This window comes from Pseudomonas sp. 1928-m (assembly GCF_029269135.1).
In the GTDB taxonomy this organism is placed as follows: Bacteria; Pseudomonadota; Gammaproteobacteria; order Pseudomonadales; family Pseudomonadaceae; genus Aquipseudomonas.
The window spans coordinates 1,345,452-1,360,389 of the sequence record NZ_JARIXO010000001.1; the positions used below are offsets into that span (position 1 = coordinate 1,345,452).

The 14,938-nt window shown below is 60.8% G+C and carries 13 protein-coding genes; 6 read left to right on the forward strand and 7 right to left on the reverse strand.

Features of this window, described 5'->3' with window-relative positions:
- Positions 1-3: 3 nt before the first annotated feature.
- The 6 genes from P3C18_RS05985 to yaaA all read right to left on the reverse strand — a co-directional run bounded on the left by P3C18_RS05985 (position 4) and on the right by yaaA (position 8,363).
- Positions 4-1,488, reverse strand: a complete 1,485-nt coding sequence (locus P3C18_RS05985) for an alginate export family protein (protein ID WP_275961595.1) — start codon at positions 1,486-1,488, stop codon at positions 4-6.
- A 14-nt stretch (positions 1,489-1,502) separates the two neighbouring features.
- Positions 1,503-2,888: an alginate biosynthesis TPR repeat lipoprotein AlgK gene (gene algK, locus P3C18_RS05990; RefSeq protein WP_275960940.1), complete on the reverse strand. Its 1,386-nt coding sequence runs from the start codon at positions 2,886-2,888 to the stop codon at positions 1,503-1,505.
- Positions 2,889-2,899: 11 nt separating this feature from the next.
- The gene (locus tag P3C18_RS05995) at positions 2,900-4,066 is read right to left on the reverse strand and encodes a PilZ domain-containing protein (RefSeq protein WP_275960941.1); all 1,167 of its coding nucleotides are present in this window, start codon (positions 4,064-4,066) and stop codon (positions 2,900-2,902) included.
- A gap of 34 nt (positions 4,067-4,100) precedes the next feature.
- Positions 4,101-5,588 (reverse strand): mannuronan synthase, encoded by a 1,488-nt coding sequence (alg8, locus tag P3C18_RS06000; RefSeq protein ID WP_275960942.1) that lies wholly within the window; start codon positions 5,586-5,588, stop codon positions 4,101-4,103.
- A gap of 83 nt (positions 5,589-5,671) precedes the next feature.
- A complete protein-coding gene (locus P3C18_RS06005) occupies positions 5,672-6,982 on the reverse strand; it encodes a UDP-glucose/GDP-mannose dehydrogenase family protein (protein WP_275960943.1) in 1,311 nt (436 codons plus the stop codon).
- 601 nt (positions 6,983-7,583) lie between these two features.
- Complete coding sequence (yaaA, locus tag P3C18_RS06010; RefSeq protein ID WP_275960944.1) at positions 7,584-8,363, reverse strand: peroxide stress protein YaaA; 780 nt, start codon at positions 8,361-8,363, stop codon at positions 7,584-7,586.
- A 138-nt stretch (positions 8,364-8,501) separates the two neighbouring features.
- On the opposite strand from yaaA, the gene dmeF reads away from it, so the two are divergent.
- The 6 genes from dmeF (at position 8,502) to P3C18_RS06040 (ending at position 13,644) form a co-directional block, all read left to right on the forward strand.
- Positions 8,502-9,521 carry a CDF family Co(II)/Ni(II) efflux transporter DmeF gene (gene dmeF, locus P3C18_RS06015; RefSeq protein WP_275960945.1) on the forward strand — a complete coding sequence of 340 codons (1,020 nt, stop codon included), beginning with the start codon at positions 8,502-8,504 and terminating at the stop codon, positions 9,519-9,521.
- Positions 9,522-9,822: 301 nt separating this feature from the next.
- Complete coding sequence (locus tag P3C18_RS06020) at positions 9,823-11,214, forward strand: PhoH family protein (RefSeq protein ID WP_275960946.1); 1,392 nt, start codon at positions 9,823-9,825, stop codon at positions 11,212-11,214.
- Positions 11,215-11,369: 155 nt separating this feature from the next.
- On the forward strand, positions 11,370-11,846 hold the full coding sequence (gene moaC, locus P3C18_RS06025; protein WP_275960947.1) for a cyclic pyranopterin monophosphate synthase MoaC: 477 nt from the start codon (positions 11,370-11,372) through the stop codon (positions 11,844-11,846).
- Entirely contained in the window at positions 11,843-12,085 is a 243-nt protein-coding gene (locus tag P3C18_RS06030) for a MoaD/ThiS family protein (RefSeq protein ID WP_275960948.1), read from the forward strand. Before moaC ends, P3C18_RS06030 begins: the two co-directional genes overlap by 4 nt.
- A gap of 46 nt (positions 12,086-12,131) precedes the next feature.
- Entirely contained in the window at positions 12,132-12,590 is a 459-nt protein-coding gene (moaE, locus tag P3C18_RS06035; protein WP_275960949.1) for a molybdopterin synthase catalytic subunit MoaE, read from the forward strand.
- Positions 12,591-12,867: 277 nt separating this feature from the next.
- The gene (locus P3C18_RS06040) at positions 12,868-13,644 is read left to right on the forward strand and encodes an ABC transporter substrate-binding protein (RefSeq protein WP_275960950.1); all 777 of its coding nucleotides are present in this window, start codon (positions 12,868-12,870) and stop codon (positions 13,642-13,644) included.
- A 40-nt stretch (positions 13,645-13,684) separates the two neighbouring features.
- Here the strand turns inward: P3C18_RS06040 and P3C18_RS06045 are convergent, their stop codons facing one another.
- The gene (locus tag P3C18_RS06045) at positions 13,685-14,854 is read right to left on the reverse strand and encodes a GGDEF domain-containing protein (RefSeq protein WP_275960951.1); all 1,170 of its coding nucleotides are present in this window, start codon (positions 14,852-14,854) and stop codon (positions 13,685-13,687) included.
- Positions 14,855-14,938: the final 84 nt, after the last annotated feature.

The following is a 14,938-nucleotide window of genomic DNA, read 5'->3' on the forward strand; positions in this document are numbered from 1 at the left end:
TCCTTAGAATTTCCAGATAACATCGATAAAGGCCCGATGCATGAGCGAGTCGGTGTCGCTGCCGTAGGCATCGCCAGGCTTGAATACGCCACCACGCAAACGCACCAGGGCTGCCGGCTCATCGATGGCTTCGCTCATCGCCGCAGGCAACAGGCCTTGTTTGAAGTACTTGGTGACGACCAGATCAAGCTCCTGGCCGAGTGCCTTCTCACCGTCCACCAGGGCTACCTGTGGGGCTGGGCTGAGATCGGCGAATGGATCATCGAAACGCGCGTTGATACCGCTGCGGCCAATCTGCTGGTGCGCGTCGACGCGCCAGAAGTGGTGGTAGACCAGACTGGCGTCGTAGTCGTCGGCCAGCTGCCAGGAGCCGAATAGGGTGGCGGCCTGCAGGTTACTCAGCTCGCCGCGGAAGGCCTCGCCGAAGCGCTGCACACTGCTACGGGTGCCGGTAAAGGTGGAGCGGTTGCTGTGCAGGCCGGTCTGCCGGTAGTTGTCGTTACCACTGCCGTCGGCATCGCCGCCGCCACTGCCACGGGCGTAGGCCGCACCAATCTGCCAATTTGGATCAAGGCGCAGACGCAGCCCCAGGTCAGTGGCCCAGGCATTCAGATGGGTGCTGCTCTGGCCGCCGGCAACGCTGTCATCCAGGCTGCTGTTAAGGCTGTTGCGCTCGCCTGTCAGCGAGGTGAGGCTGGCCCAGTAGTTGAGGCGCTTCTGGTTGCGAAAGTTGTACGCATCGCTGTGCGCATGCAGGCCCAGCCAGGTGAGGTTGCCGTTGGCGCGTTTGTCCAGGGTATCGATGGGCTGATTGGGGTCGGCCAGCGAGCCGTCGTCGCGTGAGTGATGCGCGCGAAAACCGAGCCAGTGCCCTGGCTGCCACTGAGCGGCAATATCGCCGAACAGGTGCAGACGATCCTCGTCTTCCGGAGCCAGTTCATCGAGGTCGCTGCGGTACTCGCTGAAGCGCTGGGCGGCGCCCAGGCTGGCCCGCAGCAGGGTGGTGTCGAAGCGCCAGTTCAGTGCTTCGATATTGCTGTCGCGCCATTGCCCGTCGTCGTTGTGCAGGCGTTGGCGACCCAGGCGCAGGTGTTCGCCGGGGTAGTCGGTGAGGCCGGCGTAGTCGACCCAGAATTCGCGCAGTGCCAGGTAGTTCTTTTTGCGGGTGCGGCCATCGGTCTGGCCGGACTCCGGCTGGTCTGCGGACGACTCCAGGGTGTCGGTCTGGATGATGTCGCTGGCCATTACCGCCTGGCTCATGGCGAAGGCGCTCCAGTCTCCCCGTTGGGCACGCAGCCAGGGGCGCAGGTCGAGGGCGATGCCGTTGGCGTCGCCGCCATCGCGGGTGCCGAGGTCGCGGTCTTCTTCCGATTGCGCGGTGATCTTGATGTCGGCGCCAAAATGCATGGCGTCCATCTGCACGGCCCAGGCCTGGCTGCTGCATAGCATGGACAGACCAAGGCCGAGGCTGATCGGGTTGAGTTGCAGCAATGCTCGGCGCTTCATGGATGGTGCGCCTGCAGAGTGGCTTGATCCTGCCAGGCCGTGCCGCGCAGTTGGCGCTCATCGGCGAGCAATTGCGCGGCCTTGCTGCGCTCGCTGGGGCTCAGCCGCTGTTCGCTGTTGCGCGCCAGTTCGCTGGCCTGTGGGGTGTTCTTCGGCAGGGCCAACTGGCTGAAGACATAGGCGTTGACCGGGTCTGGCTGGATGCCTTTGCCCTGGGAATACATCTGCGCGAGGGCGAAGTCGGCGTTGATCTGGCCGTTGCGCGCGGCGCTGAGCAGATGATCGAGGGCCTGTTGCGGATAGATGTCGCCAAGATAGCCGCGCAGGTAGATCTGGCCGAGGAAGTAGTTGGCGCTGGGTTCGCTGGGCGCGGCCTTGCGCAGGTGTTCTTCGGCTTTCTGCGGGTCTTGCGGCAGCAGCTTGCCTTCGTAGTACAGGCGCCCGAGCAGCAGCTCGGCGCGCGGCAGGGCAGCGGCGCGGCCTTGTTCGAGGTAACCGAGCATCTGCTCGATATCACCCAGTGCTGGGTAGTCGTAAAGCAGGCGCGCCAGGCTCACCCAGGCCGCGGGATAGTTCGGCGCAATGGCTTCGAGCATGGTCTGCGCCTGGCTTTCGTCCGGCTTGCCGAGTTCGGCGTCGGCCAGCACCTGGGCCACGGCATCCACCCGTTGCGCGGGGATCGCCGCGCTGTGGTAGCCGGCCATCAGGCGTTGAATCAGGGCTTTCTGCTGTTTGCTCTTGCCTTGCTTCTGGTACACGGTGGCCAGCTCGACATAGCAGACATCGGCTTGGCTGATCAGGCCCTGGCAGATCTGTTCGATCTCATCCAGGTGCTGGTCGTAGTTGCCCTGGCTGCGGTACAGCAGGATCTGCGCCAGATCGGCCTGGGTATGGCCTTGTTGGCGCCAGGTAGTGAGGCGTTGTTGTACGTTCATGTCGGGATAATCCTGTGGGTATTGCAGGTACAGCATCACCAGCGGCAGCAGGCTGCCGGGTTCTCCCGCAGCGAAGGCCTGCTCCAGTAATTGCGCGGCTTCGCGGCGTTCGGCAGGGCTGGCGGCGGGTTTGCGGGCGAGCAATTTGCCCAGCCGTGCCTGCGCCCGTGGCGAGCCGTCGAGGGCGCTGCGGTAGGTCTGCTCGGCTTGCTCCAGGCCTTCTGCTGAGCCGCTGGCCAGTTGCAGATCGGCCAGGCCGATTTGCGCGTCGACATAGCCCAGCTCGGCCAGCTGGCGGAAATGCTGCTCGGCGGTGGCGTGGTCGCCCTGCTTCAGCGCTGCCACGGCCAGACGCTGGTCAGGCAGGTTGGCGCAGGCGCTCAGGCCCAGCGCCAGGGTGAGCGTGAGCAGTGGCGTGGCCAGCGGGCGGGCGTTGCGGTTCGACATGCGCCTGCTCCTCAGAGACCAGCCGCCAGGGCTTTGTCGATCATCCAGTCGAACGACGGACCGCGGTCGAGCAGCACTTCCACGGGTTGCCCGGCCAGGTTGCTGCTCAGGGTCTGCTCGGGTTCGATCACCACGCGGATATCCGCTGCCAGGCCACCTTCATGCAGGCTGCTGCTGACGATCTTGCCGTAGCGCGGGGTCTCTTCGCCGGCGACCATAAAGCTGGCGCGGCTACCGATGCGGGCTTGGGCAAAGTTGCGGTAAGGGAAGCTCGCCAGCACCGTGGCGCGGGTGTTTTGGGGCACCAGCTCGAAGATCACATCGCCCTTGCTGGCGAACTGGCCGTCGGCCACCAGCTGACGTGCCACCTTGCAGTCGCAGGGGCTGGTCAGGGTGCCTTTGATCTGTTTGCCGAACAGGCTTTCGATGTTCGCCGTGCTGAGCTGCTCGTCGTTCAGGTGACCTTTGAGCATCTCCAGCATGCTGGCGGAGAAGGTGGCAATCGGCGCGCCTTTGGCCACGCTGCCATCTGCGCCGATCAGGCTCTGCACCGTGCCTTCGCGCGGCATGGTGACCTGCAGACTAGGCACGTTGACCAGGGCTGACTGGGCATGCGTGACGAAGTACAGGCCGTACACCGACTTGAAGATAAAGCCGAAGGCCGCCAGGCCCACCAGGAAGATCGCCAGGCTGAACGTCACAGCCTTGAGACGGCCGAGTACGCTCATGGCGGTGCCGCCGTTGGCCTGCTTGCGCGCCTTGGTGAAATTGTCGCGTTGCAAGGTACTCAGCAGGTCGCCGGCGCTGACCAGCTCACCGCCCAGGTAGGCGCTGATCAGGTGGCGCAGGGTGGCCTGCTCGCGCGGCTTGAGGTTGTGCAGCTGGCAGCCGATGCGCTTGCTGTCGCTATCCACCGAGCGCACCTGGAATTCGATGTCGATAGCCAGGTTGAAGCTGTCGAGCTTGAATTGCAGGCGGCCTTTGTGGAAGTCACCGATCTGCATCGCCTGCTGGTTGTCGATCACGCTGAAACCACCTGCCGAGATATCGCAGAGCTGTAACTCGACACGCTCGCGGCTCTTGTTCAGGTAGTGCACCTGGGCTGGGATCTTCACCCGGGCATGCTGGCGCTGGGCTTCGGACTCATGCACCACGTTGACGTTGACGGCTGTATTCATGCTTGCAAATTCCTGTTCAAAAGGGTCGCGCTCGTCACACCAGCACCAGCAGGGTGGCGACGAATAGGCTGGCGGCAGAGAAGGTCATGGCCCGCGAGGACCAGGTGTTGAACCAGCGCTGAAAGCTCACCAGGCCGCGATCGAGCTTGGTGTTCTGGCGGGTCCAGGACTGCTGGTCGAGACGGAAGAACACGTAGATCTTCACCAGCGCGCCGACGATCTGGTTGTAATAGAGAATCAGTGGATAGGCCGGGCCGATGTGGTGCCCGGTGACGCTGAGCAGCAGGGTTAGAACCAGCCGGGTCAGGCCGATCCACAGCAGGTAGGCGAGGAAGAAACCGAGGCCGTATTTGATACTGGCGATAATCGCCACGCTCAGGCCGAGCAGGCTGGTCCACATCGACACGCGCTGGTCGAACAGCACCAGGCTGGTGAAACCGCCCAGGCGTTTCATACCCAGGCGCAGGGCGCGGGCGTTCTGCCGCAGGTTGTTGCCGTACCAGCGGAACATCAGTTTGCGGCTGGCCTTGATAAAGCTCTTTTCCGGCGGATGCTCGACCGTATTGATCGCCGCATCCGGCACGTAGAAGGTGTCGTAGCCCAGGCGCATCAGGCTGTACCAGCTGGACTTGTCATCGCCAGTGAGGAACTGGAAACGGCCCAGGCGCCAGTGGTCGAGGTGATCGCTTTCCACATCGGCGATAAACGCCGGGTCAGTCACCACTTCGGCGCGAAATACCGACATGCGCCCGGTCATGGTCAGCACGCGTTTGCTCAGGGCCATCGAGCACATGTTCAGATGGCGCTGGGCGAAGCGCAGCTTGTGCCATTCGCTCATCACATAGCTGCCGCGCACCTCGCAGAACTCATTGGTGGTGAGGCCGCCGACATTGGGGAACAACTTGAACCAGGGCACGGTTTTGCGCACCACCCCTGCGCCGAGCACGGTGTCGCCATCGATCACCGCCACTACCGCATCGGTATCCGGCATCTGCCGCGATATGGCGCGAAAGCCATAGGCCAGGCCATCCCGTTTGCCCGTGCCGGGAATGCGTACGAAGTCCAGGGAGACGTGTTCCGGTGGCTGCATTTGCGCCCAGAGGCTCTTCACCAGTAGCTCATCGGAAAGCTCAACGATGGAGCAGACCACGGTTGTCGGGTAGCCGCAGTCAATCGCTTCGCGAATCACCGAGCGGTACACCTGGGCAGTGGTCAGGGCATCGATGCGAAAGCTGGTGACCAGCAGAAACACCTGGGACGGGTCGGCGGCTTTGCCGAGCTTGGCCACCTGGCGCCGGTAGTAAGGGAACACCAGATAGAGAAACAGCATGCCGCGCACGAAATGCACGGCACCCATGGAGTAACGCCAGATGCCAACCGCGCCGATCAACAGCAGGTAGTCGCGCGACTCGGGGTCGAACACGCTCCTGGGCAATGCCAGCGCCAGCAGCATCAGCAGTGATAAGTAGAACAGCCAGCCAGCGGCCTGATTGAGGCCGCTTTTCAGCGTGTGGGTTTGCATAAACATATCCATCGTCTGTGCCAGATAGCCCTGGGTCGGCGCTTGACCGCCCAGGGCTTGCCTCAGCTCACAAGCTGCAGGGGTTACCAGCAGATGCCTTCGCTGCCGGCACGCGATGCCGTTGGCATAAAGCCAACCAGATCGACCACGTGTTTGCCGTGCAGGGCCTGCTGCGCCAGCGGGGCAAAGTGCATGTCGCTGTTGCCCAGGACGATGATGTCGGCGCCGTCCACCACGGCATCGAAGTCACTGCTCAGCAGTGAGGAGACGTGGGGGATCTTTGACTCGATGTAGTCCTTGTTCGCCCCATAGACGCGGGCGTACTCGACGTTGCGGTCGAAGATGCTCAGGTCATAACCCTTGCCGATCAGCATTTCTGCCAGCTCCACCAGCGGGCTTTCACGCAGGTCATCGGTGCCGGCTTTGAAGCTCAAACCGAGCAGGGCCACCTTGCGTTTGTCGTAGCTGGCGATGATGTCGAAGGCGTTCTGCACCTGGATGGCGTTGCTGCGCATCAGCGAGCCAATCAGCGGTGCATCGACATCCATGGTCCCGGCGCGGTAGGACAGGGCGCGCACGTCCTTGGGCAGGCACGAGCCGCCAAAGGCGAAGCCGGGTTTCATGTAGTACTTGGAGAGGTTGAGCTTGTGGTCCTGGCAGATCACGTCCATCACATCGCGGCCATCGACACCGGCAGCCTTGGCGATATTGCCGATTTCGTTGGCGAAGGTGACCTTGGTGGCGTGCCAGACGTTGCAGGTGTACTTGATCATCTCGGCGACATCGATGCTCTTGCGGATGATCGGCGCATCCAGCTCGCTGTAGATGCTTTCCAGCAGATCACCGGAGGCCTGATCCAGCTCACCGATTACCGTCATGGGCGGGAAGTCGTAATCCTTGATCGCGGTGCTCTCGCGCAGGAACTCCGGGTTTACCGCCAGGCCGAAGTCGACCCCGGCCTGCTTGCCCGAGCAGTCCTGCAGGATCGGCAGTACCACGTTTTTGGCGGTACCCGGCAGCACTGTGCTGCGCACCACCACGGTATGCCGTTCGGTTTTATCGCGCATGGCCAGACCGATTTCGCGGCACACGCCCTCGATGTAATTGAGCTCCAGATCGCCGTTCTTCTTGCTCGGCGTACCCACGCAGATAAACGACACGTCGCTGTTAAGCACCGCATCGATCACATCGGTGGTGCCGCGTAAATTCCCCGAAGCCAGCCCCTGTTGCAGCAGTTCTTCCAGGCCGGGTTCGACGATTGGCGATTTGCCATTGTTAATCAGATCAATCTTGCTGGCGGATACATCCACGCCAATCACGTGATGACCGCGTGCCGATAAGCAACCGGCACAAACTGCCCCGACATAACCTAAACCGAAGATGCTAATTCGCATCGCATTCACCTCGTCCATTTATTGCGTAATTAATTAGTGGCGATTAGCCACGGTTATTCGTTAGTTCGGCAGGCACAGCTGCGTGAACTAATACAGGCATAAAAGTTGGTTGGTAGCGTGGCGCTACCGGAGCCGGGCTTTGTATGTAGCACGCCCGTTCTATATGTCTGGCCAGTGGCGCGATAGGCTCTGTCCTGTGGCTTTCAGTGAGTCATCGAATTCTTGATAGTTCCACCTTGTATTTGTCCGTAACTTTCTTTGGGGTGAGTTTCTGCGCCGGATATAGATCCGGTATTAATCGCAGATATAGTCACGCGGAAAGTTGCATGAAGAAAAACATCGTGTCGCTATGAGTCCGATGTTTTTCTGATGGTTCCTACCGTCCGTCATCTTTTGCAATGAAATGAGAACTGCTTGGTAGTTGCACTTTGATGGCACTTTGCAACTGTCTGGCGGAGTAATTCGCGCGGTGTATATGGGCGCTGGAAAGTTCAACGGTAAAGTTGAGCTTTAATAAAGCTGACTGTTTGAATAGGTATTGAACAGCGCGGGAAATAGCGGGGAGCGGGCCGTTGGCGCGGCCCGCAGTGGAGGGCGGGGGTCAGTCCTGAGGGTGGTCGCGAAGGAAAACCAGGGTGTCGGTTTTCGAATTTTCCGCCGAGTAGCGGTAGCCCTCGTAGGTGAAGTCCTTGAGGCCGGCCGGGTTGGTCAGACGCTCCTTGATCACATAGCGCGCCATCAGACCGCGGGCTTTTTTCGCGTAGAAGCTGATGATCTTGTACTGGCCGTTCTTCAGGTCCTTGAATTCGGTGTCAATGATCTGCGCATTCAACGCCTTGCGTTTCACCGCGCTGAAGTATTCGTTGGACGCCAGATTGAGCAGCACCTCGTCGCCCTGGGCCGCCAGCGCCTCATTCAGCCAGCCGCTGATGCGTTCGCCCCAGAAGTCATAGAGGTTATTGCCGCGCGGATTAGCCAGCTTGGTGCCCATTTCCAGGCGATAGGGCTGCATCAGGTCGAGCGGGCGCAACACGCCGTACAGGCCGGAAAGCATGCGCAGGTGGGTCTGGGCGAAGTCGAAGTCGGCCTCGCTGAAATCCTCGGCGTTAAGCCCGGTGTATACGTCGCCCTTGAACGCCAGCAGCGCCTGCTTGGCATTGGACGGATTGAACGGCCGCTCCCAGCTGCCGAAGCGTGCGGCGTTAAGGCCGGCGAGCTTGTCCGATAGGTGCATCAGCTCGGCGATCTGCGCCGGAGTGAAGTCGCGCAGCTGCTGGATCAGGTCCTGGGCATGGTCGAGGTGTTCGGGCTGGGTAAAACGCGGGGTCGCAGGCGGGGTGTCGTAATCGAGGGTCTTGGCCGGGGAAATCACCATCAACATAAGCTGTGCTCCTAAAAGTCTGCGGCGATTCTAGAAGCTGCTGGCGCTTGAGACTACCTATAAGGGCGATTGAGGCGCTTGACCCGGGGGCCGCCACGGGGTTGTAGTCTGCTCAGGTCGAACTCTCAAGGAGCTGTCATGACCGCATGCAACCATTCGCGCTGGGAGCCATCCCACGACTACCGCCCACTGGAAACCACCGCCGAACGCCAGGCCTGGCGTGTTGCCGCGCTGACTGGGGCGACCATGCTGGTGGAAATTGTCGCCGGCTATGCGTTCAACTCCATGGCCTTGCTCGCCGATGGCTGGCACATGGCCTCGCATATGCTCGCCATCGGCCTGACGGCTCTGGCCTACCTGCTGGCGCGACGCTATGCCAACGACCCACGTTTTGCTTTTGGCACCTGGAAGGTTGAGGTGCTGGCGGGCTTTGCCAGCTCACTGATGTTGCTGGTGGTGGTGGCGATGCTAGCGTTCGAGTCGTTCTGGCGTTTGTTGCAGCCCCAGGTAATTGCCTTCGAGATGGCGCTGTGGGTGGCGGTGATCGGCTTGCTGGTCAACCTGGCTTCCGCCTGGCTGCTGCGCGATAGCCATGATCACGGACATGCTCATGGGCAGGGTCACAGCCACAGTCAAGTCGGCGCGCATGATCATGCCGATCACGATCACGATCACGATCACGATCACGATCACGCAGCGCCAGCGGCGGGCAAGGACCTTAATCGCCACGCCGCTTTTATCCACGTACTGGCCGATGCGTTGACCTCGGTGGCGGCTATCGTCGCCTTGCTGGGTGGCTTGCTGCTGGGCTGGGATTGGCTCGACCCGCTGATGGGCGTGATCGGTGCGGTAATTATCGCGGTGTGGGCCAAGGGCCTGCTGATCGAGACCGGCAAGGTGCTGCTCGATCGCGAGATGGACAGCCCGGTGGTCGAGCGCGTGCGCACTGCCTTGGCTCAGGAGGCAGACACCGAACTGGCGGACCTGCACCTATGGCGCGTTGGCCGGGCGCAGTTCGCCTGCATCGTCAGCGTGGTAACCCACGGCGATGGCTCGGCGGATCGCTACAAGGCGCGGCTGGCGGGGATTGCGGAGCTGGTGCATGTGACCGTGGAGGTCAATCGCTGTGCCGATGTGCACGGGGTGGAGCGGGGCTAAATGGAAAAATCTGCGCGGCTCGAAAGCCGGTGGGACTTCCGACTTTAACGGCGACCGCGCAGTGCGCCAAGCGCTATTTGTCGCTCCGACAAATAAACCTGTAAATGCTGAAAAAAACGTTTTTCTGTCATCTGAATTGGAGTAATTAAAAGGCAAGACCGCCGAACCCTGCAGACAGGTGGCGGCCATTGGCCCTCACCTTTTTGCAGCCTTCTCAGCCTCGGCACTGAGGAGTCGACGGCCCCTCCGCGGCGCAGACTCGCCCCTGCGTTGCTTGGCTACTACAAGAAGGTGACCGAGTATGGATGACCACGGACGCTCCAAGCCCACCGCCCCAACCCTGTACGCCCTCGATACCAATGTGCTGATCCACGACCCCAACGCGCTGCTGAATTTTCAGGAGCACCACGTTGCAATTCCCATGACCGTACTGGAGGAACTGGACAAGCTTAAAACCGGCAAACAGGGCGTGGCCGCCGAGTGCCGTCAAGCCATCCGTCTGATCGACAAGATTCTCGGTAGCGCCAACCCGGAGGAAGTGGAGCACGGCGTCGCCATCCAGCGCGACAAGAGCGGCCCTTGCGGCTTTCTGTCGATTCTTATGAGCAAGAGCGCCACCCCGGTCACCTGGCTGCCGGAAGACCTCAACGACAACAAGATCATCAACCAGCTGGTCGAGCTGAAGTCCCGCCGCCCCGGTCTCAATGTGGTGCTGGTGACCAAAGACATCAACATGCGCCTCAAGGCGCGCGCCTGTGGCATCGATTCCGAGGATTACCACACCGACCAACTGGTCGACGACGTGTCGCTGCTGTCGCAGGGTTACCACAACATGGACGGCTCCTTCTGGGACCGCGTGAACAAGGTAGAAACCCGTCAGGATCACGGCCGTACCTGGCACCGCGTGCAACTCACCGACAACCTGCCGGCGGTGCACGTCAACGAGTTCATCATCGACGAGCAGGGCTTTGTCGGCTGGATCAAGGGCATCAAGCACGGCGAACTGCTGATTCTCGACATGCATCAGGAACCCTTGATGCACCAGGAGGCTTGGGGCCTGCGGCCACGGGATATCTATCAGTCACTGGCGCTGTTTGCCTTGCTCGATCCGGACATCCACCTGGTCAACCTGTCCGGCGCGGCCGGTTCCGGTAAAACCATCCTGGCCCTGGCGGCGGCCATCGAACAGACCATGGTCAGCAAGCGTTATCGGCGCATTATCGCCACCCGCAGCGTGCAGGGGTTGGATCAGGAGATCGGCTTTCTCCCCGGCACCGAAGCCGAGAAGATGGAGCCTTGGCTCGGCGCGATTACCGACAACCTCGAAGCCCTGCATATGGACGACGAGAACACCCACGGCAGCGTCGATTACATCCTGCAAAAGGTCCCGCTGCAGTTCAAATCCCTCAACTACATCCGTGGCCGTAGCTTCCAGCAGAGCCTGATCCTGATCGACGAATGTCAGAACCTTACCCCGCACCAGATGAAAACCATCATCACCCGTGCCGGCAGCGGTTCCAAAGTGGTGTGCCTGGGTAACCTGGCGCAGATCGACACGCCTTACCTGTCGGCGCCCAGCTCGGGCCTGACCTACCTGACGGAGCGCTTCAAAGACTTCGAGCATGGCGTACACATCACCCTGCAGGGTGTGCCGCGCTCGATCCTTGCCGAGTACGCCGAAACCCATATGTAACACCCTCCACCTCGCTCGCCCTGCAGGCCGTTATGGCTGCAGGGCCGGGTGCGGACCTCGCCGCATAACCTCCCGTCTGAATCCCCTGGCATTCACAGGTGCCGAAACCTGACCCCTGGGTTTACAATCGCCGGACACTTGCCTGGAGCCTGTCCGTGTTAACCCATCTCGATTCCCAAGGCCGCGCCAATATGGTCGACGTCAGCGACAAAGCTCAGACCGTCCGTGAGGCCGTGGCTGAAGCCTTGGTGCGTATGCGCCCAGAAACCCTGCAGATGATTGCCCAGGGCGATCACCCCAAGGGCGATGTGTTCGCTGTGGCACGTATTGCCGGTATTCAGGCAGCGAAGAAAACCAGTGATTTGATTCCGCTGTGCCACCCGCTGATGCTTACCAGCGTCAAGGTTGAGCTGACGCCTGAGGGCGCGGACGCCGTGCGCATTACCGCGCGCTGCAAGCTGACCGGGCAGACCGGGGTGGAAATGGAAGCCCTGACCGCCGCCAGTGTTGCCGCTCTGACCATCTACGACATGTGCAAGGCAGTAGATCGCGGCATGGTGATCGAAAGCGTGCGCCTGCTGGAGAAGGTCGGCGGCAAGAGTGGGCACTTCAAGGCCGAGGACGAAGCATGATCCGTGTGCAGTATTTCGCCCGTTACCGTGAAGCCCTCGGCCTGGATGGCGAACAGCTTAGCGGCGAGTTCGTCAGCCTTGATCAGCTGCGCCAGCACCTGCTGAGTCGCGGCGGGGTGTGGGATGTGCTGGCCGAGCAGAACCTGATGTGTGCGCGCAATCAGGAACTGTGCAGCCTGGATGAGCCGTTGACTGCTGGCGATGAAGTGGCGTTTTTCCCCACTGTGACCGGCGGTTAAGCATGTTGTCGTCGCGGCTAAAGCCCCTCCCACAGAGAGCATTTGCATGAGCATCCGCGTCCAGTCGCAACCCTTCGATCCGGGCGTTGAGCTTAACGCCCTGCATGCCGCCAACCTGGGCATTGGCGCTGTGGTCAGCTTTGTTGGCTATGTGCGCGACTTCAATGAAGGCCGCGAAGTCGGCGGCATGTTTCTCGAACACTTCCCCGGCATGACCGAAAAGGCCCTTAGCAAGATCGCCGAGGAAGCCGCCCAGCGCTGGCCGTTGCTGGGGATCGAGATCATCCACCGTATCGGCCGCCTGGAACCGGGCGAGCCGATTGTGTTTGTTGGCACCAGCAGCGCTCACCGTCAAGCAGCCTTCGATGCCTGCAACTTCGTGATGGACTACCTGAAAACCCGCGCGCCGTTCTGGAAGAAGGAAGACACCGCCGACGGCCCGCGCTGGGTTGAAGGGCGTTGCTCCGATCAGGCTGCTGCCGAGCGCTGGAAACAACAACCTTAAGCACATTGTGCCTATGTCGCCTGCACTGATCCTTCGGTCGCAGCGGTGACTGTTGCCCGGTTGACGATTTGTACATATAAGTCCAGTATGGAATTTAAAGTATAAATCGAGACTGGCATATGACCCGTCCACGCGTGCTACCCAGCCATCGTTTTTCGCTCAGGTGCAAACCTGACGCGCCTTTCTTCTGTCTTGCAGCAACCGTCGTTGTCCGCTCTTCCTGCGCAGCAATGCCAGGTGGCGTGGGCCTGTCCCTCCCTCAGCAGGAATCCACAGCATGAAGAAAATCGTCCTGGCGGGCGGCATCGCCCTGAGTCTGATCGCCTCCAGTCTGTTCGCCGCAGACAAACCCTTGCGTCTGGGTATTGAGGCCGCCTATCCACCCTTTGCCTATAAAGAAGCCAGCGGGCAGATCGCCGGCTTTGATGTGGATATCGGCAATGCCCTGTGCGCGGAAATGAAGGCCGAGTGCCAATGGGTCGAGCAGGAGTTCGATGGCCTGATCCCCTCGCTCAAGGTGAAGAAGGTCGACGCCATCCTGTCGTCCATGACCATCACTGATGAGCGGCGCAAGTCGGTGGATTTCACCGGCAAGTACTACTACAGCCCGGCGCGTCTGGTGATGAAGGCCGGTAGCGAGGTTGCCGCCGATTTCAGCAACCTCAAGGGCAAGCGCATCGGCGTGCAGCGTTCGAGCACCACCGACCGTTTCGCCAGCGAAGTGCTGGCCGCGCAAGGGGTTGAAGTGGTGCGTTACAGCTCGCAGAACGAAATCTACCTGGACATGATTTCCGCGCGTCTGGACGGCACCCTGGCCGACGCCATTCCGGTGGATGAAGGCTTTCTGAAAACCGATAACGGCAAGGGCTTCGCCTTCGTCGGCCCGGCCTTTACCGACCCGAAATACTTCGGTGAAGGCGCCGGCATAGCCGTGCGCAAGGGCGACGCTGAACTGCTCGGCAAGCTGAATGCCGCCATCCAGGCGATTCGCGCCAGCGGCGAGTACCAGAAAATTCAGGCCAAGTACTTCACCTTCGATATCTACGGCGACTGAGCCGTCCGGCAATGAGGAAGCCGCGCGCTGGCGCGGTTTTCTAGCTAGGCGCAGCCACCTTCACGCGGTTACGGCCGTCTTGTTTGGCGCTGTACAGCGCGCGGTCACTGGCCACATAGAGGCTGTCGTAAGTGCCTGACTGGCCGGCGTCCAGATAGCTCATGCCGATGCTTACGGTGACTGCAACGTCTTTACCGTCCACCTCCTGTAACTGCGTCTCCACCAGCTGGCGCAGCTTCTCGGCGATCTGCAGCCCCTGCTCGCGGTCGCAGTTCACCAGCAATAACATGAACTCCTCACCACCCAGGCGTGCCAGGCTGTCGAGGCCTCGTACCTGGCTGGAAAGTAGCGCAGCGATGCGCTTGATAACGACATCGCCCAGCGGATGACCGAAGCGGTCGTTGACGGTCTTGAAATGATCGAGGTCGAGCAGCAGCAAGCACAATGGCTGTTGCGTGCGCTGACAACGCAGCAATTCACGCTCGACGATGCCATTAAACGCGCGGCGATTGAGCAGGCCGCTCAGCGGGTCATGTTCGGCAAGGTAGCTGAGCTTGTGGTTCTGCTCTTCAAGCAGCTGTGCCTGGTCTTGCAGCCGCTGTTTCTGGGTGTTGATCTGTACGAAGTTGCTCCACTGCAACCACGCCAACAGCAGGCCAATGGAGCAACTGGATAGACCATTGACTTGATTGCTCAACAAGACCGCTGGGGTGCTCTGGGTTTGTTGGATGCCAAACAGAAACAGCGCCAGGGTCAGGCTAAACAGCCAAAGGGCGGAAAGTGGGCGGTGCAAAAAAACCAGCGCCGTCAAGCTACACCCCACCAGTAGCGGGGTGATATTGCTGGTGACTAATTGGTCGATAGCGCTAATCAGAGCGGCGAAGCACAGCGTACCGAGTACCGCCACGTTGACGCTGATCTGGCGTAAGCGAACTAACTCCGGCCGGGAGGCTAAATACCAAGCCGCTAACGCCAGCGCCCCGAAGAACACCAACATGCCGGTGTGCGCGGCGAGAATGCCCTGCCGCCATAAGGCTTCATTGGCTGACTCGGGCTGTCGTTGCCAGAACAGCCAGATGTGCATCAGGTTGAGGGGTGGAATCCAGGGCGCAGCAAGCCGCAGGCGCCGTATGTTTTGCTCAAGCAACTGTGGCGCAAAGGCTCGGTTCTTTTCAGCAATGGTTTGCCAGTCAATACGCCAAGCACGCAATGCCCATAACTCCTTTAACGGTATCAGTGCAGGGCCGAGAGAGTTCGAGCCTTGTTGATAGACGTTACACAAGTTCAGCCTGCC